Here is a 25136-nt window from a genome sequence, read left to right as displayed (position 1 = left end):
AAGCTATTTGTCGTTGCCTTTCCAGCCAGCCGGTTCGCCGGAGGGCCTGATATGGCACATGGTGGGCGTAGCTCAGTTGGCAGAGCGCCTGGTTGTGGTCCAGGAGGTCGCGGGTTCAACCCCCGTCGCTCACCCTCATGAAGGACGGCAGTGATTGTCCGACCTTTTCCAAAGGCCGCACCGGTTATCCGGTGCGGCCTTTGTTGTCTGTATGGGAAGGAATCGCAGTGAAGCGCAAGCTCTTTGAAGAAGACCACGAGATGTTCCGTGAGATGGCCGCCGAGTTCAACGCGCGCGCGGTCGCTCCCCACTACACCCAGTGGGACGAGGACCACATGATGTCCCGGGAACTGTGGTCCGCTGCCGGCGAGCAGGGCCTGCTGGGCCTGGCCGTGCCGGAAGAGTTCGGCGGCATGGGGATGTCCGACTACCGCTTCCGGGCAGTGCTCGACGAGGAATTCGCCAAGAGCAACCACCTCGCGGTCGGCCTGGCCTTCCACCTGCACGATGACATGGTCCTTCCCCACCTGCTGGCCTACGGCTCCGATGACCTCAAGGCCCGCTGGCTCCCGGGCATGGTCTCCGGCGAAAAGGTCACCTCGGTCGCCTGGACCGAACCGGGGGCCGGCTCCGACCTGCGCGGCATCCGCACCAAGGCAGTCCGCGACGGCGACGACTGGCTGATCACTGGCCAGAAAACGTTTATCGGCAACGGCATCTCCGGCGACGCCTCCCTGGTCCTGGCCCGCACCGACGGCGGCACCGGACGCGGAAACCGCGACTCGTTCTCGCTTTTCATGGTCCAGAAGGGTGAGGGCTACAACACCGGCAAGCAGCTGGACAAAATGGGCCTCAAAGCCTCCGACACGGCCGAGCTGTTCTTCGACAACGTCCGTGTTTCGCACGCCGACCTCGTCGGCGAGGAGGGCAAGGGCCTGCAGTACGCGGCCGAACAGCTCCCCCAGGGCCGGCTGGCCATCGCCGTGGCAAGCTCCGCCGTCGTGCGCGCCACCTACGAGGCGACTGTCCGCTACACGAAGGACCGCAACGCGTTCGGCGAGCGGATCATCGATTTCCAGAACAGCCGCTTCGAACTTGCCGACATCCTTACGGAGGTCGAGGTCACCGAAGCGTACGTGGACCAGGCCATCCTGGCGTTCAACGCCGGAGAGCTCGACGCCGCAGGCGCTGCCCGTGCCAAACTGTGGGCGTCCGAGCGCGCCAAGTCCGTCACGGACCGCTGCCTGCAGCTGCACGGCGGCTACGGCTACATCATGGAATACCCGGTGGCCCAGGCCTACCTCGCCGCCCGGCTGCTGACGATCTTCGGCGGCACCAACGAAATCATGCGCGACGTCGTCGGCCGCACCATCGCCGGCTGACCGGCCGCGACTCCACCAGCACCCGAGGAACTTTTCTGATATGACCGTCCTGCCCATCACGATCTGGGGCGAGCCCGTGCTGCACCGCCGGGCCGCGGAAGTCGAAGTCTTCGACGACGAGCTCCGCACCCTGATCGCCGACATGTTCGAGACCAACGACGCCGCCAACGGCGTCGGGCTGGCGGCTCCCCAGGTGGGGGTCGGCAAGCGGCTCTTCGTGTACAAGTACGACAACGACGACGGCGCCGCGCCCACCGGCGTCGTGGTCAACCCTGTCCTGACACTTTCCAAGATCTCCGGCGCCCTGCCGGACCCCGACGAGGAAGAGGAGGGCTGCCTGTCCTTCCCCGGCGGCCAGTATCCGCTCAAGCGGGCCGAATGGGCGCGGGTCCAGGGCTTCGACGGGGACGGGAAGCCGGTGGAATTCGAGGCGACCGGCTGGTTCGCCCGGGTCATCCAGCATGAGTACGACCACCTCGACGGCAAGCTCTACGTCAACCGCCTGATTGACCGCTATGCGCGCCGGGCCATGAAGCAGGCCAAGCGCAGCGGCTGGGGTGTTCCCGGCCTGACCTGGATGCCAGGGGTGGACCCGGACCCGTTCGGCCACTGAAAACCGGGCGCTGACGGCCGGGGGCTGGCGGGGCTGGAGGGAGATCGGCGGGATGGCGCCCGGGCGGTTAGCTCCCCGGGGTCCGGTCGACGGCGGCCAGGATGGCGGCGCCGAGCTCAGCAGCCTTGGTGAACTGCGGCCAGTGGCCGGTGGGCAGGTCCACGTAGTCGACCTCGCGGATCCGTCCGAGCTCGGCCACGTACGGGTGGCCGCCGGCGATCATTTCCGTCAGCATCGCGGACGGGAATTCGCAGGCGATGACGGTGACCGGGACCTCGTAGCGGCGTTCATCCGTGAGCTGTTGCCGGTCCTGGGCCACGCCGCGGGGCTGCGGGATGGCGCGGGCACGGAACATGGCACGCAGTTCGTCGGTCAGGTCGGTGAGGTCCGCGTCCTCGAAGAGCTCCCACGGCGGCAGCGGCACGTCGTCGCCGTCGGCCGGAAGTTCGTCATTGATGACCCCGCCCTCCCCCAGTGGCCCGCTGTCCACGTAGATTGCCCGGGCCACCCGGTCCGGGCGGGCATCGACGGCGCCGTGGATGATGGCTCCGCCGCCGGAGTGGCCTACCAGGACCACCGGGGCGTCGAAGGAATCGATCTTCGCCACGACGGCGTCGATGTGGGTGCGCAGGCCGATGCCGGCGCGCGGCGCATCGGCCGACTCCAGTCCCGGCAATGTCAGCGGGTAGACCTTGTGCCCGGCCGCGGTCAGCGGCGGGGTGACGTCCGCCCACGACGAGGCGTCCAACCAGAATCCGGGTACGAGGATGATGTCCATGCCGGTACCCTACCGGTGGAGTTCCAGCTCCACCACCTGATAGGGGTCCTCGCCCGGGACCAGGTTGTGCATGGTGATGCGTCCGCCCGGGCCGTCCGCCGGGTGCAGGTGGATCTGCCAGCCCCAGTCCGGGCCGGTCGGCGCCGGATAGGAGCCATTGAGCCGGAGGACACCGTCGGCGCCCACAGTGCCGGAGAACTGCATCAGCGCCTTGCCCGTGTGCCAGGAGTCCAGCCACACAGCGGTGGCGGGATCCGCGCCGGACGCGCCGCCGGCCAGGATCAGGAGGCCTTCCTGCGGGCTCTCACCGTCTGACCAGGTGTAGGCGACACTCGCGAAGTGTGCGGCGGTAACCGTCACCGTGGCGGTGGCCGCCGAAGCCTTGTAGTCGTCCGTGGGCATGAGCCGCAAGCGGTTTTGTCCCTGCCAGGTGCCAAGGATCGGTGTCACGTATTTCACAATGTCCATGCTGCAGTCTACTGAGCCAATCGATCCCGCTCAGTCCTTGGCCGGCTTTTCGAGGCTCGCCGCGAAGTCCGGGACGTAGCGGAACAGTTCCCGCGGCGGGCGCGTGTAGTTGACGGCCTTCGGCCGCTCCGGCAGGGTCACCTGTTCTGTCCGTACTTCGGTGTAGTCGATGCTGGAGAGCAGGTGGGCGATGAGGTTGATCCTTGCCCGGCGTTTGTCTTCGGCTTCCACCACGTACCAGGGAGATTCCGCGGTGTCTGTCTGTACGAACATGTCGTCTTTGGCCCTTGAGTAGTCTTCCCAGCGCAGGATTGCCTCCCGGTCCATCGGCGAGAGCTTCCATTGCCGCATGGGATCATCCATCCGGGATTTGAACCGCCGCTCCTGTTCCCCGTGGCTGATCGAGAACCAGTACTTGAAGAACAGGATGCCGTCCTGGATGAGGAGCCGTTCAAAAACCGGGCACTGGGCCATGAAGCGTTTGTGCTCCGCCGGGGTGCAAAAGCCCATCACGTGTTCGACGCCGGCGCGGTTGTACCAGGAGCGGTCCATCAGGACGATTTCCCCGGCGGCCGGCAGATGCGCCACATAGCGCTGGAAGTACCATTCACCGCGTTCGCGCTCCGTCGGCGCCGGCAATGCGACTATCCGGGCAAACCGCGGATTCAGGTACTCGGTGACCCGCTTGATCGCACTCCCCTTGCCGGCTGCATCCCGCCCCTCGAAGATAATGAGGACCCGCGCCCCCGTGCTCCGGACCCACTCCTGGAGGGCAACCAGTTCCGCCTGGAGCCGCAGAAGTTCGGCCTCGTAGATTCCGGCGTCGAGCCGCGCCTGCCGCCGTGCAGAGCCCTTCTTGTGGCCGGCCTTGTGGCCGGCCTTGTGGCCGGTGTGCCCCTTGCCTGAATCGTCCGTGCGATGTGCCATGGTTTCCGTTCCAGCATTCCGGCGCGCGGTTTGTCCCGCCGCGCCCATTCTCGCCGGGCAGGAGACCGGCTGCAAGGGTCCTCCAGCCCGGAAGCCGCGACGGGTCCTCACCGCGGCACAATCGTCTGCTGCCCTGGGCAAGAGGCCAGGATCCGTTTCATCGCCTCCTTTTCTGCGGCCGTGACCCACAGCCGGTAGGCCGCCTTGACCGAAATTTGGCGGGCGACGTAGTGGCAGCGGAAAGCCTTGTTTGGCGGCAGCCAGGTGGCGGCGTCGGAGGCACTCTTGTCCTGGTTGGCGGGACCGTCGACGGCGATCAGGTTGAGGGGATCGTTGGCCAGGTGTTCGCGCTGCTGCGCGGTGAGCTGCTGGGCGCCCTTTTGCCACGCGTCCCCCAGCGCCACGACGTGGTCGATCTGCACCGCGGCACTGGTTTCGGCGCCGCGCCGGAACGCGATCATGCGGCCGGTGTACGGTTCCTGGAACGTGCCGCCGGCCACCTGGCACCGGGAGCCGCTGGCGAATTCGGCGGCCGCCAGGTCGCGGCGGAGGATGTCGTTGCGCGTATCGCAGCCGTTGCGGTCGACGTCGAGCCACGCCTGGCCGAAGGCGCCCCGGTCATAGTTGTTCTTTGCCGCCCGTCCCTTGACCGCCAGGGTGTCGAGCACGCCGGCAGCACTTCCCTCCGGCACGGCCCGGACGGCGTCCACCGCGTTCATCCACCCTCGGGCAATGACGGGGGCCTCGCGGGGGCCGGCGATTTGCGGCTCCGCGGCGGCAAACTGGCCAGCCGTGAAGAACCAGACCAGACCGCCCAGGACGGCCAGGCAGGCCGCGGCCAGGAGAATCCAGGCCTGGCGGGAGTGGCGGCGGGCGCGGCGGAAATCCATCCACGTGACGGTCATGTGGGCGGCCGCTCGCGGCGTTTTGGCTGCACGCCCTGAGCCTATGCGGACGCCATGCCACTCGGGCGGTTGTCCACAGTGTTGGGGACCGGTGGCGGAACGCGGGGGCCTATTGCTCCCGTGTGACCCGTTTCAGGTCTTCGTTGGCCAGATCCAGCAGGCCCTGGAGCTGGGTCACCCGGTCGTCGTTGACTTCACCGGACTGGCGTTTGACGAGGGCGTCGTCCAGCAGCCGCTTCGCTTCTTTCGCGTTGCTCCGCGCGACGTCCAGCGCGTGTTCCAGGGTGGTCTCGTGTTCAACAGCCGGGTTCGGTTCCATGGCTCCATTGTGGGTCCCTTTCCCGGCCGATTCCAGTGCATCGGCCGGGAAAGGCGGAACCAGTCCCGGTCAGGGTCGTTGGCCCTGGCTAGACCTCGACGGGCAGCCCGGCGGCCTCGAGGATGGACGCGGCGTCCTTGGCGGGGAAGGACGGCGGGTTGACCCCGGCCATTTCCTCCATGACGCGGACCACCTGGCAGCTGTAGCCGAACTCGTTGTCGTACCAGACGTAGAGGACGAGGTTCTTGTCGTTGGAGATCGTGGCCAGGCCGTCGACGATGCCTGCCCGGCGTGAGCCGACGAAGTCTGTGGAGACAACCTCGGGCGAATCGATGTAGTCGACCTGCTTGCGCAGCTCGGAGTGCAGCGACATTTCCCGCAGGTAGTCGTTGACCTCGTCCTTGGTGGTGCCGTTCTCCAGGTTCAGGTTCAGGATGGCCAGCGAGACGTCCGGGGTGGGGACGCGAATGGAGCTGCCCGTGAGCTTGCCGAGCAGTTCCGGCAAAGCCTTGGCGACTGCCTTGGCGGCACCGGTCTCGGTGATCACCATGTTCAGCGCGGCAGAGCGTCCACGGCGGTCGCCCTTGTGGAAGTTGTCGATCAGGTTCTGGTCGTTCGTGAAGGAGTGGACCGTCTCCACGTGACCGTGGACCACGCCGTAGCGGTCGTTGATCGCCTTGAGCACAGGGGTGATGGCGTTCGTGGTGCAGGACGCCGCCGAGACGATCGTGTCCGAGTCGGCGATGGTGCCGTGGTTGATGCCGTGCACGATGTTCTTCAGATCGCCCTTGCCCGGTGCGGTGAGGAGAACGCGGGCAACACCCTTGCTCAGCAGGTGCTGGGACAGGCCCTCGGCGTCGCGCCAGCGGCCCGTGTTGTCCACGACGAGCGCGTCGTGGATGCCGTAGGCGGTGTAGTCCACCGTGGAGGGGTTGTCCGAGTAGATGACCTGGATCTGGACGCCGTTGGCCGTGATGGTGTCGTTTTCGAGGTCAATCTTGATGGTGCCTTCGAACGAGCCGTGGACGGAGTCGCGGCGCAGCAGGCTCGCGCGCTTGCTGAGGTCGTTATCGGAACCGCGGCGGACCACGATGGCGCGCAGGCGCAGGCCGTGGCCGCCGCCCGCCTTTTCGATCAGGAGGCGGGCCAGGAGCCGGCCGATGCGGCCGAAGCCGTAGAGGACGACGTCGGTGCTGGTGCGGTCGTCGCCACCGCGCTTGCCGACAACCTCGGCCAGTTCGGCGCGGAGGAACTCATCCAGGCTGGCGCCGTCGCCCTCGGCGCGGTACTTCTCGGTGAGGCGGGCAATGTCGATCGCCGCGGCGCCGAGGTCAAGCTTGGTCAGGGCCTCCAGCAGCGGGGCCGTCTCCTCGAGGCGCAGTTCTTCCTTGCTCATCCGGCGGGCGAAGCGGTGGGCCTTGAGGATATTCATGGTGGACTTGTTGATCAGGCTGCGTCCGTGGATGGAGGTCACCACGTTGTTCTCGCGGTACAGCCGGCCGATCACGGGGATCATCGCCTCGGCGAGCGCCTCACGGCCCATCCACGTATCAAGACAAGAATCTGACGTCTGGCTCACAGAACTACCTTCCTAGAATCCACCCCCTACGTCCTCGTAGGGGGAAGTCGGCCGCCGGAGGGTGTCCGGTACCGGGCACCGGCGGGGATTCGGTCCACCCCGGGCGCCTCATCGAGCGCAAAGAAAAACCGCCGGCTGCGAACGCAGACCCGGCGGCAGAACTTCTACGTTCACCATCAATTCTACGGGCGGCCAGGCCGGGTGGGGTGCCTGTTGCGCGTGAATTGACTCACACACTGTCTGGGGCCACGTCGAAGTCGGCAAAACCATCCGCGCCGGGCGTCAGCCCGGCTGCGTCCTCAAGGATCATGTCGACGGCCTTTTCCGCGATCATGATGGTGGGTGCCTGCGTGTTGGCACTGACCAGCCGGGGCATGATCGAGGAGTCAACGACCCGCAGCCCCTCCAGCCCGTGGACCTTCAGCCGCGGGGAGACTACGGAATCGTCGGTGGTACCCATAGCGCAAGTGCCGACCGGGTGGTACGAGGTCCGTCCGTAGGAGCGCACGAAATTCACGTATTCGTCGCGGGTGGCCACGCGGGAGCCGTCGCCGATGTGCTCCTTCTTGATGAACGCCGCCATCGATGTCTGCTCCATGATCTGGCGGCTCTGCTGCACGCCGGCGATCGTCATCTCCAGGTCATAGTCGTCCGCGAGGAAATTTGGATCGATGAGCGGCGACTGTGTGGGGTCTGAGGATGCGACCCGGACTGTCCCCCGGCTGCGGGGGCGCAGGAAATAGGAGTTCAGCGTCATGCCGAACCCGGGCTGCAGCGACGCTATGCCCGGCTCCGACCTCGCTGCGGGCAGGAAGTGGAACTGCAGGTCCGGGGATTTCTCAGCTGTGTTGGCGTAGCTGAAGCCACCCGCTTCGACGAGGTTGGATGCGAACGGTCCCGAACGGAAAGCCAGATACTCGAGGCCCGCCAGGACGGTCGCCGGGCGTACCCGATTGAACCGGTCCAGGCTGTGGTCATCGGTGAGTTCGTAGATGATGTCAAGGTCAAGGTGGTCCTGGAGGTTCTTCCCGACCCCGGGCAGGGCGTGGATCACGTCGATGCCGGCGGCAGCCAGGTCTGCCGGGTCGCCAATGCCTGAAAGCTGCAACAACTTGGGCGCACCAAACGCTCCGCTGGCGATCAGCACCTCGCGCCGGGCACCGTAGGTTCGCGCGACTCCGCCTTCAATCGTCTGGATGCCTACGGCGCGGCCGTTCGTGATGACCACCTTGTAGACGGTCACGTTGACGCGCACCGTGAGATTGGGCCGCTTGCGCGCGGGTTTCAAATAGGCGACGGCTGCGCTGCACCGGCGGCCGTTCCTGGTGGTGGTCTGGTAGAAGCCAACGCCGAGCTGCTTCGCCCCGTTAAAATCGCTGTTGTAGGGCAGCCCGAACTCCTGGCCCGCCTGCACGAAGGCCGCCGAGAGCGTGTGCGGACGCCGGAGGTCAGAGACGCCGAGGGGCCCTTGGGTTCCATGGTGCGGTCCTGAGAGTCTGGAGTTTGATTCCGAGCGGATGAAATACTTGGACACCTCGGCGGCGGACCAGCCCTCGCATCCGTAGTCCGCGGCCCACCCGTCGTAGTCCCCAGCCACGCCGCGGGTGAAGACCTGGGAGTTGATGGAGCCGCCGCCGCCGAGTCCCCGGCCCTGAGGAAGCGCGATGCTGCGGCCGTTGCTGTGTTTTTGCGGAACGCTGTTGTAAGCCCACTGATACGGGCCCCCCTTGAGTCTCGGGAAGCCCGCGGGCATGTGAATGAACGGATGGCGGTCGGATCTTCCTGCCTCGAGCAGGAGCACGCGTATCGAAGGGTCTTCGCTAAGTCTGCCGGCCAGAACGCTGCCGCCGGAACCACCCCCGGCGATCACATAGTCGTAATCAGCATCGTCCGGCACCATGACTCCTCAACCATCGCCGAGACTACCGCTCCTTGAAGCGTTGATTGAAGTGTGTTAGTTCCGCGGCCATGATGTCAAGCATCCGGGGGTAGCGTGCAACGCCGCAGGTGGGCGGCACGCGGCGGAAGGGACGGTGCAGTCGGCGTTGGGTGGATGGGTTGACCGATACGCCGGGTTCTGTGTTCCCGCGCTGTTGCCGGCGCGGGAGTAGCGGCCATCCATCTACGGACGCCGTTGCCGACGCCCTCCAGCGGCCTACCCGGACACTCGGGCGAGCAGCCCTCAAACGTGCCCTGTCTGGCCTTGCTCCGGGTGGGGTTTACCTAGCCTTCCCGGTCACCCGGGAAGCTGGTGGTCTCTTACACCACCGTTTCACCCTTACCTGCCCTGCAGCCTGTGCAAGCACACGCCGCACGCAGGCGGTCTTTTCTCTGTGGCACTGGCCTGCGGGTTACCCCGAGTGGGCGTTACCCACCACCCTGCTCTGCGGAGCCCGGACGTTCCTCGAGCCACTTGCGTGACGCGCGGCCGCCTGGTCAACCCATCCGCTGCTTATTCTACGTTCTCCCGGCCGGCGCGGCCGCACCGGGGCCTTTTGGGGCGGCCGGTGGGAGAATTGGAGCAGGATTCCTGCTAGTCAAGGAAGCGATCTCGATGAATTGGACCGCCATCATCAGCTGGCTGCTCGCCATCGTCCTGGTGGTTGTTCTGGCCAAGATGTCGATCAAGATTGTGCGGCAGTATGAACAAGGCGTCCTGTTCCGGCTGGGCCGGGTGGTCGCTGTCCGGATGCCCGGCCTGCGGTTCATCATCCCGGTGGTGGACCGGCTTCAGCTGGTGAGCCTGCGGATCGTGACGATGCCGATCCAGTCGCAGGGCATCATCACCCAGGACAACGTCAGCGTCGATATCTCGGCAGTGGCCTACTACCGGGTGATCGACGCCGTGAAGTCCGTCGTGGCGATCGAAGACGTGGCGGCGGCCATCAACCAGATCGCCCAGACCACCCTGCGCAAGGTCGTGGGCCGTCACAGCCTGGACCAGACGCTCTCGGAGACCGAGCGCATCAACAGCGACATCCGCATAATCCTTGACGCGATGACCCTGGAATGGGGCGTCGAAGTAACGCTCGTCGAACTCAAGGACATCCAGCTTCCTGAGAGCATGAAGCGGGCGATGGCCCGGCAGGCGGAAGCCGAGCGGGAGAAGCGGGCCAAGATCATCTCGGCCGAAGGTGAGGCGATCGCAGCCGTGGCGCTCGGCGCGGCGTCCGACACGATGATGGCCCACCCCGTCGCCCTGCAGTTGCGGAATCTGCAGTCCCTGGTGGAGATCGGGGTGGACAAGAACTCAACCGTCGTCTTCCCCGCGCCCCTGATGAGCACCATCGCCGAGCTGGCCGCTTTCCTGGCCCGCGAGGACCACGCGGCCAAGGCAGGGATGCCGGCGGCTGCACCCGCAGCGACACCGGCGGAATCACCGGCGTCACCGATCAAGGCCGCGTAGCGCCCGGACCGGCGCGCCTATTATCGAGGGATGGACGAGTCTGCCCTGAACCGGCGCCGCCTGCTGGGGCTGGCAGGGATCGGTTTGGGCGCCTCCGCCCTCGCGGCGTGCACGGGCGGGCTCGCGCCCACCGAAACGTCCCGGCCGGCAAGCCCCGCGCCAGCGAACCCCACGAGCCCGACGACGGCACCGCGGACCTACGCCGGCCCGCTGACGGTCCGTACCAGCACGGGTTCGTTCGTCTCGGCTTTCCGTCCGGGGACCGCGAGCCACTGGTCGCTGGCGACGCCGGAGCTGCCGCCCGGCGGCGCGCCGCCCGAACTCCCCCTGGCCGTGTTTCTTCACGGACTGGGCGGCAGTCACACGGCTCTGCTGGAGGACCTGGCGGCCCACGAGGCACTGCAACGGCACCTCGACGCCGGCGGCGCGCCCTTCGCGATCGCGGCCGTGGACGGCGGAAACACCTGGTGGCACCCGCGCGCCGACGGCAGTGACACGCAGTCGATGCTGGTGAAGGAATTTGTTCCGTTCCTCGGCGGCCAGGGCTTCGACCTTGGCAGGATCGGCCTCGTCGGCCTCTCGATGGGGGGTTTCGGTGCCCTTCTGCTCGCCTCGCAGGGCCGGCTCCCCGGGGTCCGGGCCGTCGCGGCCATGAGTCCTGCGGTCTGGGACCATTACGACCCGCGCCAGGATACCGCGTTCGACGGCCCGGAAGACTTCGCCGCCCACGACGTTTTCGCGCTCCGGCCCCGGCTCGCAGCGCTGCCCAAACGGATCGACTGCGGCACCGCGGACGAGCTTGCCGCCACTGTTCGCCACTACCGGGCGGGACTCCCGGGCGAAATCGAGGGCGGCTTCCAGCCCGGCGGCCACGACTACGGCTACTGGCGCACCATCCTGCCCGGGGTCGTGTCCTTTCTCGGCTACAACCTCGCCTGAACCGCCGCCAATCGCCGGCCCCCGGGCCCCGGACGGCGGTCCTGGGAAGGCAGCCGCCGGTAAGATCGTACGGTGCTAATTCTGCTGCCGCCCTCCGAGGGCAAGACTCCCGCGACCGGCGGGGACGCCGCCGACTGGACCGCGTTGAGCTTTCCCGCCCTCAACAGCTCGCGCGCCAAGGTCCTGGAGGCGCTCGGTACCGTCAGTGCCCACGAGGACGCCCTGGCGCTGCTGGGCGTCGGCGCTTCCCTGAGTGCCGACGTCGAACGCAACACACGGCTGCACGCAGAACCTGCCGCCCCGGCCCACCAGGTGTATTCCGGGGTGCTCTTTGACGCCCTCGGCTACAACTCGCTGACCCCGGCGCAGCGAAAGAGGGCCGACGAATCGGTGCTGGTGGTCTCCGCCCTGTGGGGCGCCATCCGCTTCGCGGACCGTGTGCCGGCCTACCGGCTGTCGATGGGGACATCGCTGCCCGACGTCGGACGGCTCGCCTCGTTCTGGAAGCCGCAACTGGGCGACGTGCTGGCCGCGGCCGCCGCGGGCCAGCTGCTGGTGGACTGCCGGTCCAGCACCTACGCCGCGGCCTGGACTCCCCCGCCGGAACAGACGGTGGCTGTGAACGTCTTCACCGAGACCGCCGGCGTGCGCAAGGTGGTCAGCCACTTTGCCAAGCACACCCGGGGTGAGCTGGCACGCCATTTGCTCAGCCGCCGGGGCAAGGCGCCCCAATCCCCCGCACAGCTGCAGAAGGCGGCGGCGGAGAAATGGGTTGCCGAACTCGTTGCGGGCACGGCCCGGAAGCCGCACACCCTGAACATCATCCTGCCGGGCTAGGAACTGCTTAGGCCCAGTCGGCCGAGCGGACCAGGATGCAGCCGGAGTCGGGGCAGAACACGATGTCGTCCTCGGCGGCGGCCTTGATCTCGGCCAGGTCGCCCGGGCTCAGGTGCATACCGGAGCCTTCCGAGGTGCCGTGGAAGAGCCGGGCGGCGCCGACGCCACGCTTGGCCAGGGTCTTCTCGTAGACGGCGAGCATTCCGGCGTCGAGTCCGGCGGCGAACTCGGCACGCTGCCCCCGCACCACCGTGGCTTCGGCGGCGATCTCGGCCAGCTGCTCGTCCAGCTCGGCACGGATGGAGCCGAAGGAGCCCTGGATGTCGTCCACGATCTGCTGCTGGGCCGCCTGGCGGGCGCGGAGCGAGTCGAGCCGTTCGAGGACTTCGAGCTCGACGTCCTCAAGGTCCGAGCGGCGCTTGTTCAGGGAGACGAGGTCCCGCTGGAGGGCGACGAGGTCCTTGGACAGCCCCGTGCCGCTGTTGAGCCTGGCCTCGTCGCGTTCGATCCGGGAGGCAACCTGCTCGACGTCGGCCTCTGAGCGCTTGAGTTCCAGTTCAGCGTCGTGGACGGCCACCTTCGCGGCACCGAGCTCACCGTTGGCCACGCTGAGGGCGGCTTCCAGGTCCGTGATGCGGGAATCGCTTTCAAGGCTTCGCCGGCGGTTGGACAAGGACTTGAGCTTGGCATCGAGTCCCTGCAGTTCGAGCAACTTCAACTGTTCCGCCGGTGCTGCCTTGGCCACTATTTACCTCCGCTAAATCCAATCCGGCCGAAGCCGGGCACCGTCCCGGCGCTCCTTAGACTCTAGCGCCTAGCGTGCTCCCCGGCCTCGCTACGCTCACCCGGGGCCCCTCGCACGCCAGGCTTAGCCCGGAGTCAGAATGAAGTCCCACGGGTCGCTGTTGGTGGCACTGACCCGGATCTCGACGTCGTGGCCCTGGTCGGTGAGCACATTGCCCAGCGCTTCGGCGGCCGCAGGCAGCCACAGCCATTCGCTGGCGAAGTGGGAAACGTCGATCAGGTACGGCCGGTCGTTGACCGCCGCCTCCCGGGCTTCCGATGCCGGGTGGTGCCGCAGGTCCGCCGTGACGTAGACGTCCGCGTTGCTGGCCCGCACCTCGCCGAAGAGGGAATCGCCGGCGCCGCCGCAGACAGCCACCCGCCGGATCAGCCCGTCCCGATCCCCCGAGACCCGGACGCCGCCGGCCACCGAGGGCAGGATGCCGTATACGCGGGCCGCGAAATCACCCAGCGTCAGGACCTCTTCAAGGTCGCCGACGCGGCCGATGCCTTCCTCGGGGAGCCCGTTCGCTGCGGGCGTCAGCGGGGCCACGTTCTGCAGGCCCAGCGCGTCGGCCAGGACGTCGGAAACTCCCCCGACGGCGGAATCACCGTTGGTGTGTACGGTCAGCAGCGCGGTCCCGGACTCGATGAGGCGGTGCACGGCCTTGCCCTTGGCCGTGTTCGCGGCAACGGACGTCACGCCCTTGAGCAACAGCGGATGGTGCGTGATGAGCAGCTCGGCACCGAAGTCAATGGCTTCCTCGATCACGTCAAGGGTCGGATCGACCGCGAACATGACCCGGTGCACCTCGGCGTTCGGGTGGCCGGCCACCAGGCCCACCTCGTCCCAGTCCTCGGCGAGGGATTCGGGCCAGAGCTCCTCCACTGCCAGCTGGATCAGGCCCAGCGTCGCGGCGCCCGTGGCCTCCCCGGTGCCGCTATCGCCGTCGACGGAGGCAGCAGGGCGGTCGGATTCCGCTGAAACATCGGTGTTCACAGGTTCCATACCCCCATTTTTACCCTATCCGCGGGCGGCCCGGTCACTCGTAACACTCTCGTAAGGTGGGTGGGGAATCATCGAGGCCCTCGAACCATTGAAGAGATCATGAGAACTTTTGTCCTCGGCGGAGGCTGCTTTTGGTGCCTCGACGCCGTCTACCAGAAAACCAAGGGTGTCAGCTCGGTCGTATCGGGCTACACCGGAGGCCATGACCGCAGCCCCGACTACTACTCTGTGTGCTCCGGGACCACAGGCCACGCCGAGGTGGTGGCGGTGACGTTCGACGAGGACGTCATTCCCGCCGAGGTCATCCTGGACATGTTCTTCGCCCTCCACGACCCCACCACGTTGAACCGGCAGGGCTACGACGTCGGGACCCAGTACCGTTCCTCAATGTTCTACGAGACCACCGAGGAGAAGATCCTGTTCGAGGAGGCGATCGAGCGGAACCAGGCCCTGTGGCGGCACCCGATCGTCACCGAGGTCAGCAGGCTGCCGCAGTTCCATATGGCCGAGGAAATCCACCAGGACTACTTCGCCAAATACCCGGAGCAGGGCTACTGCCAGGTCATCATTAACCCGAAGCTGGCCAAGGCGAGGAAATATTACTCTGCATGGCTTAATGCTTAGCTAGGGCCTGTAGGCGCTCGTTAGGCTGACCTCAGTCAACCCTCTTCAAAGACAGGCATACATACATGGCACCGATCTATGACGATGTAACCCAGCTGGTAGGCGGAACTCCGCTGGTCCGGCTGAACCGGCTGACCGAAGGCCTTGACGCCACCGTGGCCGTCAAGCTGGAGTTCTACAACCCGGCCAACAGCGTCAAGGACCGGATCGGCGTCGCGATTGTTGACGCTGCCGAGAAGTCCGGTGCCCTCAAGCCCGGCGGCACCATCGTCGAAGGCACGTCCGGCAACACCGGAATCGCCCTGGCCATGGTGGGCGCGGCCCGCGGCTACAAGGTCATCCTGACCATGCCGGAGACCATGTCCACCGAGCGCCGGGTCATGCTGCGCGCGTATGGCGCCGAAATTGTCCTGACCCCCGGTTCCGAGGGCATGCGCGGCGCCGTGGAGAAGGCCCAGGAGATCGTGGCCAACACGGAGAACTCCATCTGGGCCCAGCAGTTCGCCAACGAGGCCAACCCGGAGATCCACCGCCGCACGACGGCCGAGGAAGTCTGGGCCGACACCAACGGCAAGGTGGACATCTTCGTCGCCGGCGTCGGCACCGGCGGCACCGTCACCGGCGTCGGACAGGTCCTGAAGGAACGCAATCCGGAGGTCCAGATCGTCGCCGTCGAGCCGAAGGACTCCGCCATCCTCAACGGCGGCGCCCCGGGCCCGCACAAGATCCAGGGCCTCGGCGCGAACTTCATTCCCGACATCCTGGACACCAACGTCTACGACGAGGTCATCGACGCCACGCTGGAAGATTCCGTCCGGGTGGCACGCGATCTCGGCATCAAGGAAGGCATCCTGGGCGGCATCTCCTCCGGCGCCATCGTCTGGGCGGCCCTGGAGCTCGCCAAGCGCCCGGAGAACGCCGGTAAACTCATTGTTGCCGTGGTGTGCGACTTTGGTGAGCGCTATATCTCCACCGTGCTGTACGACGACATCCGCGGCTAAGTCCGCTGACCCACGATTGCCCAGAAAGGTCTTTGTGAGCTTCTTCGCAAGACTGAAGGAAGACCTCGACGCCGCCCGGTCCCACGACCCGGCGGCTCGAGGTTCTTTTGAGAACTTCTTCGCCTATTCCGGCCTGCACGCGATCTGGTTCCACCGCCTGACGCACCGGCTGTGGCAAAACCCCGCCCTGCGCTTCCCGGCGCGGCTCATCTCCCAGCTCGCCCGGTTCCTGACCGGCATCGAGATCCACCCCGGCGCGACCATCGGCCGGCGCTTCTTCATCGACCACGGCATGGGCGTGGTCATCGGCGAGACGGCCGAGATCGGCGAGGACGTCATGATCTACCACGGCGTGACCCTCGGCGGCCGCTCGCTCGCCAAGATCAAACGCCACCCCACCATCGAGGACCGCGTGGTGATCGGCGCGGGCGCCAAGATCCTGGGCCCCATCACCATCGGCCGGGACAGCGCCGTCGGCGCCAACGCCGTGGTGGTCAAGGACGCCCCGGCCGAATCAATCGTCACCGGCGTGCCGGCCACATGGCGGCACCGCGACGCGCAGCGCGAGACCAAGCCCGCCGTCGACCCGGCCGAATACCTGATCGAATACCGGATCTAGACGAACTCCAGAGCGGCTCCAGACGGAACCGGGTATCTAGGCAGCCCTGCCGGGGAACCGCTTGTAGATGTTCCACAGGACGGCGTCGAACGCCCGGTCCGGCAGCAGGTGGCGCAGCAGCAGGATCCCGCGGGCGCTGGCACCCACCGGGTACCGGGTCCTGGGCCGCCGGGCGGTCGCGGCGTGCAGGATCGCCCCGGCCGCGAGCTCGGGCCGCGACGACGTTGCGGGGTTGTCCGTGGTGCCCAGCGCCGCCGCCACCACCTTGGCCTGGGCCGCGTAGGGGCCGTTCCCGGAGCTGGCCAGCAGCCCCTGCGCCGCAATGGCACCCCACTCGGACTGCGTCCCGGCCGGCTCGATGATGGCCACATCGATGCCGTGCGGCTTGAGCTCGATCCGCAGCGAATCGCTCAGGCCTTCCACGGCGAACTTGGTCGCGTGGTACCAGGCGCCCAGCGGCTCGTACATTTTGCCGCCGATGGATGAGACGTTGATGATCCGGCCCGTGCGTGCGGCCCGCATGGCGGGGATCACGAGCTGCGTCATGCGCGCCAGGCCGAAGACGTTCACGTCGAACTGCCGCCGGCCCTCGGCCAGTTCCACCTCCTCGAGCGAACCGTACGTCCCGTAGCCGGCGTTGTTGACCAGGACGTCGATCCGGCCGTGCGCGGCCAGCACGTCCCCGACGGCGGCGCTCATCGAGGCCTCATCGGTCACGTCCAGGGCCACCACCTTGACCCCGGATGCCAACAGCTGCTCCATTAGCTCCACCCGGCGGGCCCCGGCATAGACGGTGAAACCGGCGGAGGCAAGCTTTTTCGCGGTTTCGAAGCCGATCCCGGTGGAGGCACCGGTGACAAACGCTACGGGCTGGGGCATGGGCTGAACTCCTTGGGCGCTGAACTCCTGGGGCAGGAGCAGCCGGAAACACGGACGGCCGGCGCCTCCCAGAGTAACTGGAAAGTGCCGGCCGTCGCGTCGGAACCGGGGTGGGTCAGTGGGTGTCGACGGCCTCGATCTCGGACTTGTCCTCGCCCCAGAGGGTGTGGAACGTGCCCTCGGCGTCGACGCGGCCGTAGGTGTGCGCCCCGAAGAGGTCGCGCTGGCCCTGGATGACGGCGGCCGGCAGGCGCTTGCGGCGCAGGCCGTCGTAGTAGGCCAGCGAGGAGGAGAACACCGGAACCGGGATGCCGAGCTGCACCGCGGTGGACACCACGCGGCGCCAGGCCGGGAGGACCTCGGCGATCGCCTTGGTGAACGCCGGGGCGAAGAGCAGGTTGGCCGGCTTCTCCGCAGCGGCGTAGGCCTTGGTGATCTCCTTGAGCAGCTCCGCGCGGATGATGCAGCCGCCGCGCCACAGCGACGCGATTTCATCCAGCTTCAGGTCCCAGCCGTATTCCTTGGCCGCGGAAGTGAGCATGTCCAGGCCCTGGGCGTAGGAGACCAGCTTGGAGGCGTAGAGCGCCTGGCGGACGTCCTCGACGAAGCTCTCGGGGACCTCGACGGCGGCCTCGCCGCCGGCCAGCAGCTCCTGGGCCAGCACGCGCTGCTCGGCCTGGGAGGACAGGGCCCTGGCGAAGACGGACTCGGCGATGCCCGACGTCGGGGAGCCGAGTTCGAGCGCGGAGATGACCGTCCAGCGGCCGGTGCCCTTCTGGCCGGCGGCATCCACCACGACGTCGACGAACGGCTTGCCGGTCTTCGCGTCGACGTGGCCGAGGACCTCGGCGGAGATTTCGATCAGGAAGGAAGCGAGGTCGCCCTTGTTCCACTCTTCGAAGATCTTGGCCTGCTCGGCCGGTTCGATCCCGGCGCCGGAGCGCAGGAGGTCGAAGGCCTCGCCGATGACCTGCATGTCGGCGTATTCGATGCCGTTGTGGACCATCTTGACGAAGTGGCCGGCGCCGTCGGTGCCGATCCAGGCGCAGCAGGGCTGGCCGTCGACGTGGGCGGCGATCTTTTCCAGCAGCGGGCCGAGGGCGTCGTAGGACTCCTTGGAACCGCCCGGCATGATCGAGGGGCCGTTGAGGGCGCCTTCCTCGCCACCGGAGACGCCGATGCCGACGAAGTGCAGGTCTTTCTTGGCGAGCGCAGCCTCGCGGCGGCGGGTGTCCTCGTAGTGCGAGTTGCCGGCGTCGATGATGATGTCGCCCGCTTCCAGCAGCGGCTCGAGCTGCTCGATCACGGAGTCGACCGGCTTGCCGGCCTTGACCATGATCAGCACGCGGCGCGGCTTCTCCAGTGAATCAACGAGTTCCTGGAGGGTCTCGGTGCGGACGAAGTCGCCCTCATCGCCGTATTTGGCGAGCAGGGTGTCTGTCTTTTCCACGGACCGGTTGTGCAGGGCAACGGTGAAGCCGTTCCGGGCCAGGTTGCGTGCGAGGTTGGCCCCCATCACCGCGAGGCCGGTAACACCGATGTGTGCTGACATCAAAACTCCAATTCATTTCTGTACACGATGATTTCTGTAGACCACGTGTACGGCTATTCGTCTCAGACGTTCATCTAGGACCCGGCAGGTTGCGCCGCGGAGGGCGGAACCCGCTCTTAAGGATTGTGGCTGTCCTTAAACCATATGTATTTCCGCGGGTTGCGGGAAAGCCGCGCCCACGGAGCGGAATGCTGCGCGTCATAAACAGTCTATGATCACCGGCGTCCGCCCCTCCGGTCAGCCCGGACCAGGCCCGCCGCATTATGCTTACGACTATGTCAACCAGCCTCCACCACCGTGCCATTGAGCACCTCGGGACCCGGATCGTGGCCGGCGAGCTTCCGCCCGGGCACGTCATGCTCGCCGAGCACCTTGAGGACGAACTCAAGGTCTCCCGCTCGGTGGTCCGGGAGGCGGTCCGGGTCCTCCAGTCCCTGGGCCTGGTGGAAACCATCAAGCGCGTCGGCATCCGCGTGCTGCCCTCGAACCGGTGGAACCMCTTCGACCCGCTCGTGATCCGCTGGCGGCTGGCCGGCGAGGGCCGCGGCGCCCAGCTGCGCTCCCTGGCCGAGCTCCGCACCGCCGTCGAGCCGGTGGCCGCCGAGCTGGCCGCGGCCAACGCCCCCGAAGAGCTCCGCCGCGAACTCGTGGAGATCTCGCACGCCATGCGCGACGCCGGACAGGCCGGGGACGTGCCCCGGTTCCTCGAGCTGGACATCCTGTTCCACTCCCTGCTGCTGACCGGCTCCGGCAACGAGATGTTCGCCAACATGGTGGGCCAGGTGACCGAGACGCTGACCGGCCGCACCATCCACGGCCTGATGCCGGACCACCCGCGCGAGACCGCGCTGCGGTGGCACGTCGAGGTCGCCGAGGCCATCGCCGCCGGGGATGCCGCCGCCGCCCGCGAGGCCTCGAACCGGATCATGCGCGAGACCATCTCGGAGATGGAGCCGAGCTGGAAGAACCAGCCGCGGGTGTTTGTCCCGGTCGAGCGCCACTAAGCCACTGGCCGTCCGGGCGCCGGCGGCGGCGCCCCTCACGCCGGGACCGGCCTGAAGTCCAGCAGCACCTTCCCCGAGACAGCCGCGTTCCTGGCGACCTCGAACGCTTCCAGTCCGCGGTCCAGCCCAAAGGTGTGGGTCACCACCGGATCCACCCGCAGGGAGCCGTCGGCGAGCGCCGTTAGGACGTCGTCGATTTCGTCATTGAAGCGGAAGGAGCCCAGCAGCTCCAGCTCGCGCGTGATGGCCAGGGAGATCAGGACCGGCTGCGGGCCGGAAGGCAGCAGGCCCACCATGACTACCCTGCCGCCACGGACCGCGCCCTGGATGGCCGAGGCCAGGCCGTGGTGGCTGCCCGAGGACTCGATGACGACGTCCGCCTCAACCGCGGCGATCGCCCCGGCGTCGTCCCCCTTGAGGACCACGTCGGCTCCCACGGCACGGGCTATCTCCAGCGGCCGCTCGTGCATGTCCACGGCCACGATCCGGCCGGCGCCGGCGCGTTTGAGGACGGCGACGGCTAGGGCCCCGATGGGGCCGCTGCCGATCACCAGCGCCGTCTTTCCCGCCACGTCCCCGGCTCGCGAGACGGCGTGCCAGGCGACGCTGGCCGGTTCCGCCAGGGCCGCGGTCCGCAGCTCCAGCCCGGCCGGCAGCGGCCGGAGCATCCGGGCCGGCAGCGCGGCGAAGCGGCTGAACGCCCCGTCCGTGTGGGGAAACCGTGCGGCGCTGCCCAGGTAGGTGCAGCCCGGTGACAGGTTGGGACGCTCTGCCGGGTATCGGGCGCCGCCCGGGCCCGGCGTGGCGGGATGCACCGCGACGGCCGTGCCGGGCGCCGGCCCCGAGCCGTCAGCGGCCGCGCGGATCACGGTCCCCACGATCTCGTGGCCCAGGACCATGGGAGCCTTGAGGACGGATTCGCCCGCGGCGCCGTGCAGCCAGTAGTGCAGGTCGGAGCCGCAGATGCCGCCGAAGGCCACGTCGACGACGGCTTCATCGGGCGCCGGTGCGGGCACGGGGATGTCCTCGATCCGCAGGTCGCCCGCCGCGTGGGCCACCACCGCCGCGGCCGTGGCCGGAAGTTCTGCCACGGCGCCCATCAGACCACCACCGTCATTCCGCCGTCGATGAAGATGGTCTGGCCGTTGACGAAGTCCGACCCGTCGGAGGCCAGCCACACGGCGGGTCCGGCCAGGTCCTGCACGGTCCCCCAGCGATGCGCGGGGGTCCGGCCCAGGATCCAGGCGTTGAACTGCTCATCGTCGACGAGGTTTTGCGTCATCTCGGTGTGGATGTAGCCGGGCGCGATCCCGTTGATCTGCAGGCCCGAGGCGGCCCATTCCGCGGTCATGGCCCGGGTCAGGTTCCGCAGTCCGCCCTTCGCCGCAATGTAGGGGGCGATGGTGGGCCGGGCGAGGTCGGTCTGGACCGAGCAGATGTTGATGATCTTGCCCCGGCCTCGCGGGATCATGTGCCGGGCCGCTTCCCGCCCCACCAGGAACGCGCTGGTCAGGTCCGTGGAGATGACCCGTTCCCAGTCGGCCACGTCGAGCTCAAGCATCGGGACCCGGTGCTGGATGCCGGCGTTGTTGACCAGGATGGCCAGCGGTCCCACGTTCTCCTCCACCCAGGCGATCCCCCGGGCAGCCCCGGTGTCGCTGGTGACGTCGAAGGCGCAGCTGTGCACCCGGCCCGGCGCGTAGTCCGCGGCCATCGCGGACTCGGCGGCCTTGAGCCGCTCGGGGTTGATGCCGTTGAGCACCACGGTGGCGCCGGCATCGGCCAGCGCCCGGGCCAGGGCGTTGCCGATCCCCCGGCTCGAACCGGTCACCAGGGCCACACGCCCGGTCAGGTCAAAAAGTCCACTCATAGTTCACTGATCCTCATTTGGTCTTTGCTGCTGGAATGGCTGTTGTGCTGGTTGTGGTGTTGCCTGTCGTGGTGGCGCTCCCGCTGCCCGTGCCGCTGAGATTGGCGATGGCCTGCCGCACCACGGCGAGGTCCCGGTCCCCCAGCCCCTGGCGCTTGAGTTCCGCGTAGAGTTCGACGCCGGCGGCCGCCATCGGTACCGCGGCACCGGCCGCTGCGGCGCTTTCGAGCACGAAGGAGAGGTCCTTGTGCATGAACTTGGCGGGTCCGGTGGGCTCGTAGTCCTTGGCGGCGAGCCGTGGCCCCACGATGTCCAGGACCCGGCTGCCGGCCAGTCCGCCGGCGAGCACCTCGAAGAGGGCCGGCACTTCCATGCCGGAGCGTTCGGCGAGCTCCGCGGCCTCGGCGAGCGCCGCCGTCGTCGTTCCCACGATCAGCTGGTTGCACGCCTTGGCGAGCGACCCCGATCCCAGCGGTCCCAGCCGCCGCACCGTGCTGCCCATCGCGCCGAAGAGCGGCTGAAGCCGGCGGAAGTCATCTTCGCTGGCGCCCGCCATGATGGCGAGGGTCCCGTCCGCCGCGCCCTGGGTCCCGCCGCTGACGGGCGCATCGACGACGACGGCGTTGCCTCCGCTTGCCTCCGCGACCCGCGCCCCGAAGTCCCGCACGCCGGACGGCGAGACGCTGCTCATGACCACGACGGCGGTTCCGGGCGCGGGCGGGCTGGCGCCCCAGCCGGCCAGGAGCGCGGCACTCGCCTCCTCAATGTCGGACAGATCCGGCAGCATGAAGACAATGACGGGCTGGTCGCGGAGCGCCTCGACCCGGGCCACGCGCGAGCCGCCCAGGGCCTCGAAGGCGTCCAGCGCCGCCAGCGAACGGTTCCAGGCAGTGACGGTCCATCCTGCCGCGAGGAGGTTGGCGGCCATCGGCGCGCCCATCAGTCCGAGGCCGACAAACCCGGCCTCCCTGCGGTCCAGCTCCATGCGTTGCCTCACTTCGTCGTGGTTAAACTTGGAATTCTGTTCAGCATCCTAGCCTCCATTCAGTATGATGAACACTATGACGACCAAAACCACCGTCGCGATCGCCGTCCCGCTCGAAGCAGAGCTGGTGGACCGCATCCGCGCCGCAGATCCGTCCGTGACCGTCCTCTACGAGCCCGAGCTCTTGCCGCCGGAACGTTTTCCCGCCGATCATTCGGGTGACCCGGATTTCCGCCGGACGCCGGAGCAGGAAGAGCGGTACTGGGACATGCTCAACAAGGCCCAGGTCCTGTACGGGCTCCCCAACGAAAGCCCGGCAGGCCTCGCCCGGATCGCCGGCAGCAATCCCCGGCTTGAGTGGATCCATGCCATGGCGGCCGGCGCCGGCGGTGCCGTGAAGGCATCGGGGCTGGATGCCGCGACGCTGCAGAAGTTCAAGGTCACCACCTCGGCCGGGGTGCACGCCCTGCCGCTCGCCGAGTTCGCCGCCCTGGGCATCCTCAACGGCTTCAAGCGCAGCGCCGAGCTGGCCCAGGACCAGGCGGCCAAGCTCTGGCCCGAGCTCCGCACCCCCACCCGCCTGGTCAACGGCTCCCGCCTGGTGGTCACCGGACTGGGCGAAATCGGGCTCGAGACCGCACGGATCGCCCGCGCCCTGGGCATGAGCGTCAGCGGGACCAAACGGACCGTGGAGGCCATCGACGGGATCGAGACCGTCACGGACAACGACGGCCTCGCCGGCCTGCTGGGCACCGCAGACGCCGTCGTCAATACCCTGCCCGGCACGCCGTACACGGAGAAACTCTTCAGCCGCGACGTCTTCGCCGCCATGAAGCCCGGAACGGTCTTCGTCAATGTGGGCCGCGGCACCGTGGTGGATGAAGAGGCGCTCCTGGAGGCACTGGGCAACGGCCAGGTCTCCTATGCCTGCCTGGACGTCTTCGCCGTGGAGCCACTGCCGCAGGACAGCCCGCTGTGGACCCACCCCAGGGTGATGGTGTCCCCGCACACCTCGGCGCTCAGTGCCGCCGAAAACCGGCTGATCACCGAACGCTTCTGCAGCAACCTGCGGACCTACCTCGACGGCGGCGAACTCCCCCACCTGGTGGACACGGTGCACTTCTACTGAGTCCACCCCCGCACTGCACCAGGGCGGCCCCGCCGGAAACGGGCCGTGGCCTCTTCCTGGTGGAAGGGGCCACGGCCAGGGCCGCCGCGGACGGCGGGTCTGCAACCCGGATGCCGGCTAGTGCGCATCCTCCGTCAGGAGAAGGTCGCGTCCCACCGTCTCGGGCGTGAAGAACGTGGTGACGAATGAGATCAGCGCCAGGACCAGCGAGTAGATGGCGAGCACCAGCCAGGAATGGTCCGTGGCGGCCAGCAGCGCGGCGCCGACCAGCGGGACCAGCCCGCCGGCCAGGACGGCGGAGAGCTCCCGGCTCATGGCCACGCCGGTGAAGCGGTACTGCGAGCCGAAGAGTTCAGGCAGCAGCGGGCACTGCGGTCCGAGCATTGACTGGACGCCGAGGGCGATTCCCACCACCATGACAATCCAGACCAGCGTGACATTGCCCAGCGTCACCAGGTAGAACGCCGGCAGCGCGATGAGCGCCTGGAACAGCGCGCCGTAGCGGTAGACGGGCACCCGGCCGAACCGGTCGGACAGCGCGCCGAACGTGATCACCATGACGGCGGCGAATCCTGCGGCGATAAGCAGGCCGACCGGACCGATGAACTTGTCGCCGGGAAAAACGCCGTCCTTGGCCGCCAGGAACGCGATGAGCAGGGCGGAGTAGATCGAGGAATTGCCGTTTTCGCCCATCCGCAGGCCGATGCCGATCAGCACGTTCTTCTTCGAGTGCTTCCACAGCTGGCCGATGGGGTTCTTGACCACATTCTTGTGCTTTTCCAGTTCCTGGAAGACGGGCGTTTCCTTCAGGCGGAGCCGAATGAAGATGGCCACCACAACCAGGAGCACGCTGGCCAGGAAGGGCACCCGCCACAGCCAGCCTTCCAGGACGGCCTTGTCGGCCATGGCAATGAGCGCAAACGTTCCGGCGCCGAGCAGGGTGCCCAGCTGGATGCCGACGAACGGGAGCGAAGCGAAGAAGCCACGACGGCGGCGCGGCGCAACTTCGGAGATCAGCGTGGTGGCGCCGGCCTGTTCGGCGCCGGCACCCAGTCCCTGCAGGATGCGCAGCGTCACCAGGAGAACGGCGCCCAGCATGCCAGCCTGTTCGTATGTCGGCAGCAGGCCGATGGCGAAGCTGGCGGTCCCCATCAGGCCGATGGTGAGGATCAGGACCATCTTGCGGCCGAACCGGTCGCCGATGTAGCCGAAGACCATCCCGCCGAAGGGCCGGGCCGCGAAGCCCACGCCGTACGTGGCGAAGGATGCGATCAGGGCTCCGTCCTCGCCGAGCGGCTTGAAGAACAGCGGGCCGAAGATCAGGGCCGAGGCCAGGCCGTAGATGTAGAAGTCGTAGTACTCCAGCGCGGAGCCCACGGAGCTGGCAAGCGTTGCCCGTCGCAGCTGTTCCGGATCGACGACGTCGCCGTCCGCTTCAGCGAGCGGTGTATTAGTACTAGTTGTCACAAGCACTCCCTCAAGAACACTCCAGACCCCCGTTGGTCTGGTGGGTGTGAGCAACCCCCCA

25 protein-coding genes, 1 tRNA gene and 1 other RNA gene are annotated in these 25136 nt (G+C 67.6%); 11 read left to right on the top strand and 16 right to left on the bottom strand.

Going from position 1 to position 25136, the window contains the following annotated elements; translation table 11 throughout:
- Positions 1 to 61 precede the first annotated feature (61 nt).
- The 3 genes from AC1DXI_RS07395 (at position 62) to def (ending at position 1995) form a co-directional block, all read left to right on the top strand.
- Positions 62 to 134, top strand: a tRNA-His gene (locus AC1DXI_RS07395).
- Between the two features lie 93 nt (positions 135 to 227).
- Entirely contained in the window at positions 228 to 1382 is a 1155-nt protein-coding gene (locus AC1DXI_RS07390) for an acyl-CoA dehydrogenase family protein (RefSeq protein WP_476938061.1), read from the top strand.
- Between the two features lie 40 nt (positions 1383 to 1422).
- Positions 1423 to 1995 carry a peptide deformylase gene (def, locus tag AC1DXI_RS07385; protein WP_079554719.1) on the top strand — a complete coding sequence of 191 codons (573 nt, stop codon included), beginning with the start codon at positions 1423 to 1425 and terminating at the stop codon, positions 1993 to 1995.
- 67 nt (positions 1996 to 2062) lie between these two features.
- Here def and AC1DXI_RS07380 read toward each other — a convergent pair whose 3' ends face one another.
- From AC1DXI_RS07380 to rnpB, 8 genes are all read right to left on the bottom strand, one after another.
- Complete coding sequence (locus AC1DXI_RS07380; RefSeq protein WP_476938060.1) at positions 2063 to 2773, bottom strand: alpha/beta fold hydrolase; 711 nt, start codon at positions 2771 to 2773, stop codon at positions 2063 to 2065.
- 9 nt (positions 2774 to 2782) lie between these two features.
- On the bottom strand, positions 2783 to 3241 hold the full coding sequence (locus AC1DXI_RS07375) for a DUF1579 family protein (protein WP_476938059.1): 459 nt from the start codon (positions 3239 to 3241) through the stop codon (positions 2783 to 2785).
- A 30-nt stretch (positions 3242 to 3271) separates the two neighbouring features.
- Positions 3272 to 4168 (bottom strand): polyphosphate kinase 2, encoded by an 897-nt coding sequence (gene ppk2 / locus AC1DXI_RS07370; RefSeq protein WP_476938058.1) that lies wholly within the window; start codon positions 4166 to 4168, stop codon positions 3272 to 3274.
- A gap of 107 nt (positions 4169 to 4275) precedes the next feature.
- Positions 4276 to 5073: an HNH endonuclease family protein gene (locus AC1DXI_RS07365; RefSeq protein WP_476938057.1), complete on the bottom strand. Its 798-nt coding sequence runs from the start codon at positions 5071 to 5073 to the stop codon at positions 4276 to 4278.
- Between the two features lie 109 nt (positions 5074 to 5182).
- Positions 5183 to 5392 (bottom strand): hypothetical protein, encoded by a 210-nt coding sequence (locus AC1DXI_RS07360; protein ID WP_018773403.1) that lies wholly within the window; start codon positions 5390 to 5392, stop codon positions 5183 to 5185.
- Positions 5393 to 5480: 88 nt separating this feature from the next.
- On the bottom strand, positions 5481 to 6971 hold the full coding sequence (locus AC1DXI_RS07355; protein ID WP_476938056.1) for a glyceraldehyde-3-phosphate dehydrogenase: 1491 nt from the start codon (positions 6969 to 6971) through the stop codon (positions 5481 to 5483).
- A gap of 229 nt (positions 6972 to 7200) precedes the next feature.
- Positions 7201 to 8871: a GMC family oxidoreductase gene (locus tag AC1DXI_RS07350; protein WP_476938055.1), complete on the bottom strand. Its 1671-nt coding sequence runs from the start codon at positions 8869 to 8871 to the stop codon at positions 7201 to 7203.
- Positions 8872 to 9021: 150 nt separating this feature from the next.
- Positions 9022 to 9415, bottom strand: an RNA gene (rnpB, locus tag AC1DXI_RS07345) — RNase P RNA component class A.
- A 110-nt stretch (positions 9416 to 9525) separates the two neighbouring features.
- Between rnpB and AC1DXI_RS07340 the strand changes: the two genes are divergently transcribed.
- The 3 genes from AC1DXI_RS07340 to AC1DXI_RS07330 all read left to right on the top strand — a co-directional run bounded on the left by AC1DXI_RS07340 (position 9526) and on the right by AC1DXI_RS07330 (position 12153).
- Positions 9526 to 10377 carry a slipin family protein gene (locus AC1DXI_RS07340; protein WP_476938054.1) on the top strand — a complete coding sequence of 284 codons (852 nt, stop codon included), beginning with the start codon at positions 9526 to 9528 and terminating at the stop codon, positions 10375 to 10377.
- Positions 10378 to 10407: 30 nt separating this feature from the next.
- Positions 10408 to 11316: an alpha/beta hydrolase gene (locus AC1DXI_RS07335; RefSeq protein ID WP_476938053.1), complete on the top strand. Its 909-nt coding sequence runs from the start codon at positions 10408 to 10410 to the stop codon at positions 11314 to 11316.
- 72 nt (positions 11317 to 11388) lie between these two features.
- On the top strand, positions 11389 to 12153 hold the full coding sequence (locus AC1DXI_RS07330) for a YaaA family protein (protein ID WP_476938052.1): 765 nt from the start codon (positions 11389 to 11391) through the stop codon (positions 12151 to 12153).
- A 7-nt stretch (positions 12154 to 12160) separates the two neighbouring features.
- Here the strand turns inward: AC1DXI_RS07330 and AC1DXI_RS07325 are convergent, their stop codons facing one another.
- Entirely contained in the window at positions 12161 to 12898 is a 738-nt protein-coding gene (locus tag AC1DXI_RS07325) for a zinc ribbon domain-containing protein (protein ID WP_018773409.1), read from the bottom strand.
- Between the two features lie 123 nt (positions 12899 to 13021).
- Entirely contained in the window at positions 13022 to 13945 is a 924-nt protein-coding gene (locus AC1DXI_RS07320) for a Nif3-like dinuclear metal center hexameric protein (protein ID WP_476938051.1), read from the bottom strand.
- Positions 13946 to 14044: 99 nt separating this feature from the next.
- Here AC1DXI_RS07320 and msrA point away from each other — a divergent pair, with 99 nt between their 5' ends.
- The 3 genes from msrA to epsC all read left to right on the top strand — a co-directional run bounded on the left by msrA (position 14045) and on the right by epsC (position 16189).
- Entirely contained in the window at positions 14045 to 14569 is a 525-nt protein-coding gene (gene msrA, locus AC1DXI_RS07315; protein WP_476856936.1) for a peptide-methionine (S)-S-oxide reductase MsrA, read from the top strand.
- A gap of 65 nt (positions 14570 to 14634) precedes the next feature.
- Positions 14635 to 15570 carry a cysteine synthase A gene (gene cysK, locus AC1DXI_RS07310; protein ID WP_476938050.1) on the top strand — a complete coding sequence of 312 codons (936 nt, stop codon included), beginning with the start codon at positions 14635 to 14637 and terminating at the stop codon, positions 15568 to 15570.
- Positions 15571 to 15604: 34 nt separating this feature from the next.
- Positions 15605 to 16189, top strand: a complete 585-nt coding sequence (epsC, locus tag AC1DXI_RS07305) for a serine O-acetyltransferase EpsC (RefSeq protein ID WP_018773413.1) — start codon at positions 15605 to 15607, stop codon at positions 16187 to 16189.
- 36 nt (positions 16190 to 16225) lie between these two features.
- Here epsC and AC1DXI_RS07300 read toward each other — a convergent pair whose 3' ends face one another.
- Positions 16226 to 17068 carry an oxidoreductase gene (locus AC1DXI_RS07300; RefSeq protein ID WP_476938049.1) on the bottom strand — a complete coding sequence of 281 codons (843 nt, stop codon included), beginning with the start codon at positions 17066 to 17068 and terminating at the stop codon, positions 16226 to 16228.
- A gap of 115 nt (positions 17069 to 17183) precedes the next feature.
- Complete coding sequence (gene gndA / locus AC1DXI_RS07295; protein ID WP_018773415.1) at positions 17184 to 18620, bottom strand: NADP-dependent phosphogluconate dehydrogenase; 1437 nt, start codon at positions 18618 to 18620, stop codon at positions 17184 to 17186.
- A gap of 275 nt (positions 18621 to 18895) precedes the next feature.
- Here gndA and AC1DXI_RS07290 point away from each other — a divergent pair, with 275 nt between their 5' ends.
- Positions 18896 to 19624, top strand: coding sequence for a FadR/GntR family transcriptional regulator (locus tag AC1DXI_RS07290; RefSeq protein ID WP_476938048.1), 729 nt, complete (start codon positions 18896 to 18898; stop codon positions 19622 to 19624).
- 35 nt (positions 19625 to 19659) lie between these two features.
- Here the strand turns inward: AC1DXI_RS07290 and AC1DXI_RS07285 are convergent, their stop codons facing one another.
- The 3 genes from AC1DXI_RS07285 to AC1DXI_RS07275 are packed head-to-tail and all read right to left on the bottom strand — an operon-like array spanning position 19660 to position 22479.
- Positions 19660 to 20724, bottom strand: coding sequence for an L-idonate 5-dehydrogenase (locus tag AC1DXI_RS07285; protein WP_476938047.1), 1065 nt, complete (start codon positions 20722 to 20724; stop codon positions 19660 to 19662).
- Entirely contained in the window at positions 20724 to 21494 is a 771-nt protein-coding gene (locus AC1DXI_RS07280; protein WP_370122576.1) for an SDR family oxidoreductase, read from the bottom strand. The genes AC1DXI_RS07285 and AC1DXI_RS07280 overlap by 1 nt, the downstream gene beginning before the upstream one ends.
- Before the next feature lie 13 nt (positions 21495 to 21507).
- Positions 21508 to 22479 carry an NAD(P)-dependent oxidoreductase gene (locus tag AC1DXI_RS07275; protein WP_476938121.1) on the bottom strand — a complete coding sequence of 324 codons (972 nt, stop codon included), beginning with the start codon at positions 22477 to 22479 and terminating at the stop codon, positions 21508 to 21510.
- Between the two features lie 64 nt (positions 22480 to 22543).
- Here AC1DXI_RS07275 and AC1DXI_RS07270 point away from each other — a divergent pair, with 64 nt between their 5' ends.
- Positions 22544 to 23608 carry a D-2-hydroxyacid dehydrogenase gene (locus AC1DXI_RS07270; protein WP_476938046.1) on the top strand — a complete coding sequence of 355 codons (1065 nt, stop codon included), beginning with the start codon at positions 22544 to 22546 and terminating at the stop codon, positions 23606 to 23608.
- A gap of 117 nt (positions 23609 to 23725) precedes the next feature.
- On the opposite strand, the gene AC1DXI_RS07265 is transcribed toward AC1DXI_RS07270, so the two are convergent.
- Positions 23726 to 25075 carry an MFS transporter gene (locus tag AC1DXI_RS07265; protein WP_476938045.1) on the bottom strand — a complete coding sequence of 450 codons (1350 nt, stop codon included), beginning with the start codon at positions 25073 to 25075 and terminating at the stop codon, positions 23726 to 23728.
- Between the last annotated feature and the right edge of the window lie 61 nt (positions 25076 to 25136).

The organism is Arthrobacter sp. P1_H7 (assembly GCF_056405215.1).
The sequence above is the reverse complement of the archived record's forward strand: the minus strand, read 5'-3'. Positions and strand labels throughout refer to the sequence as shown.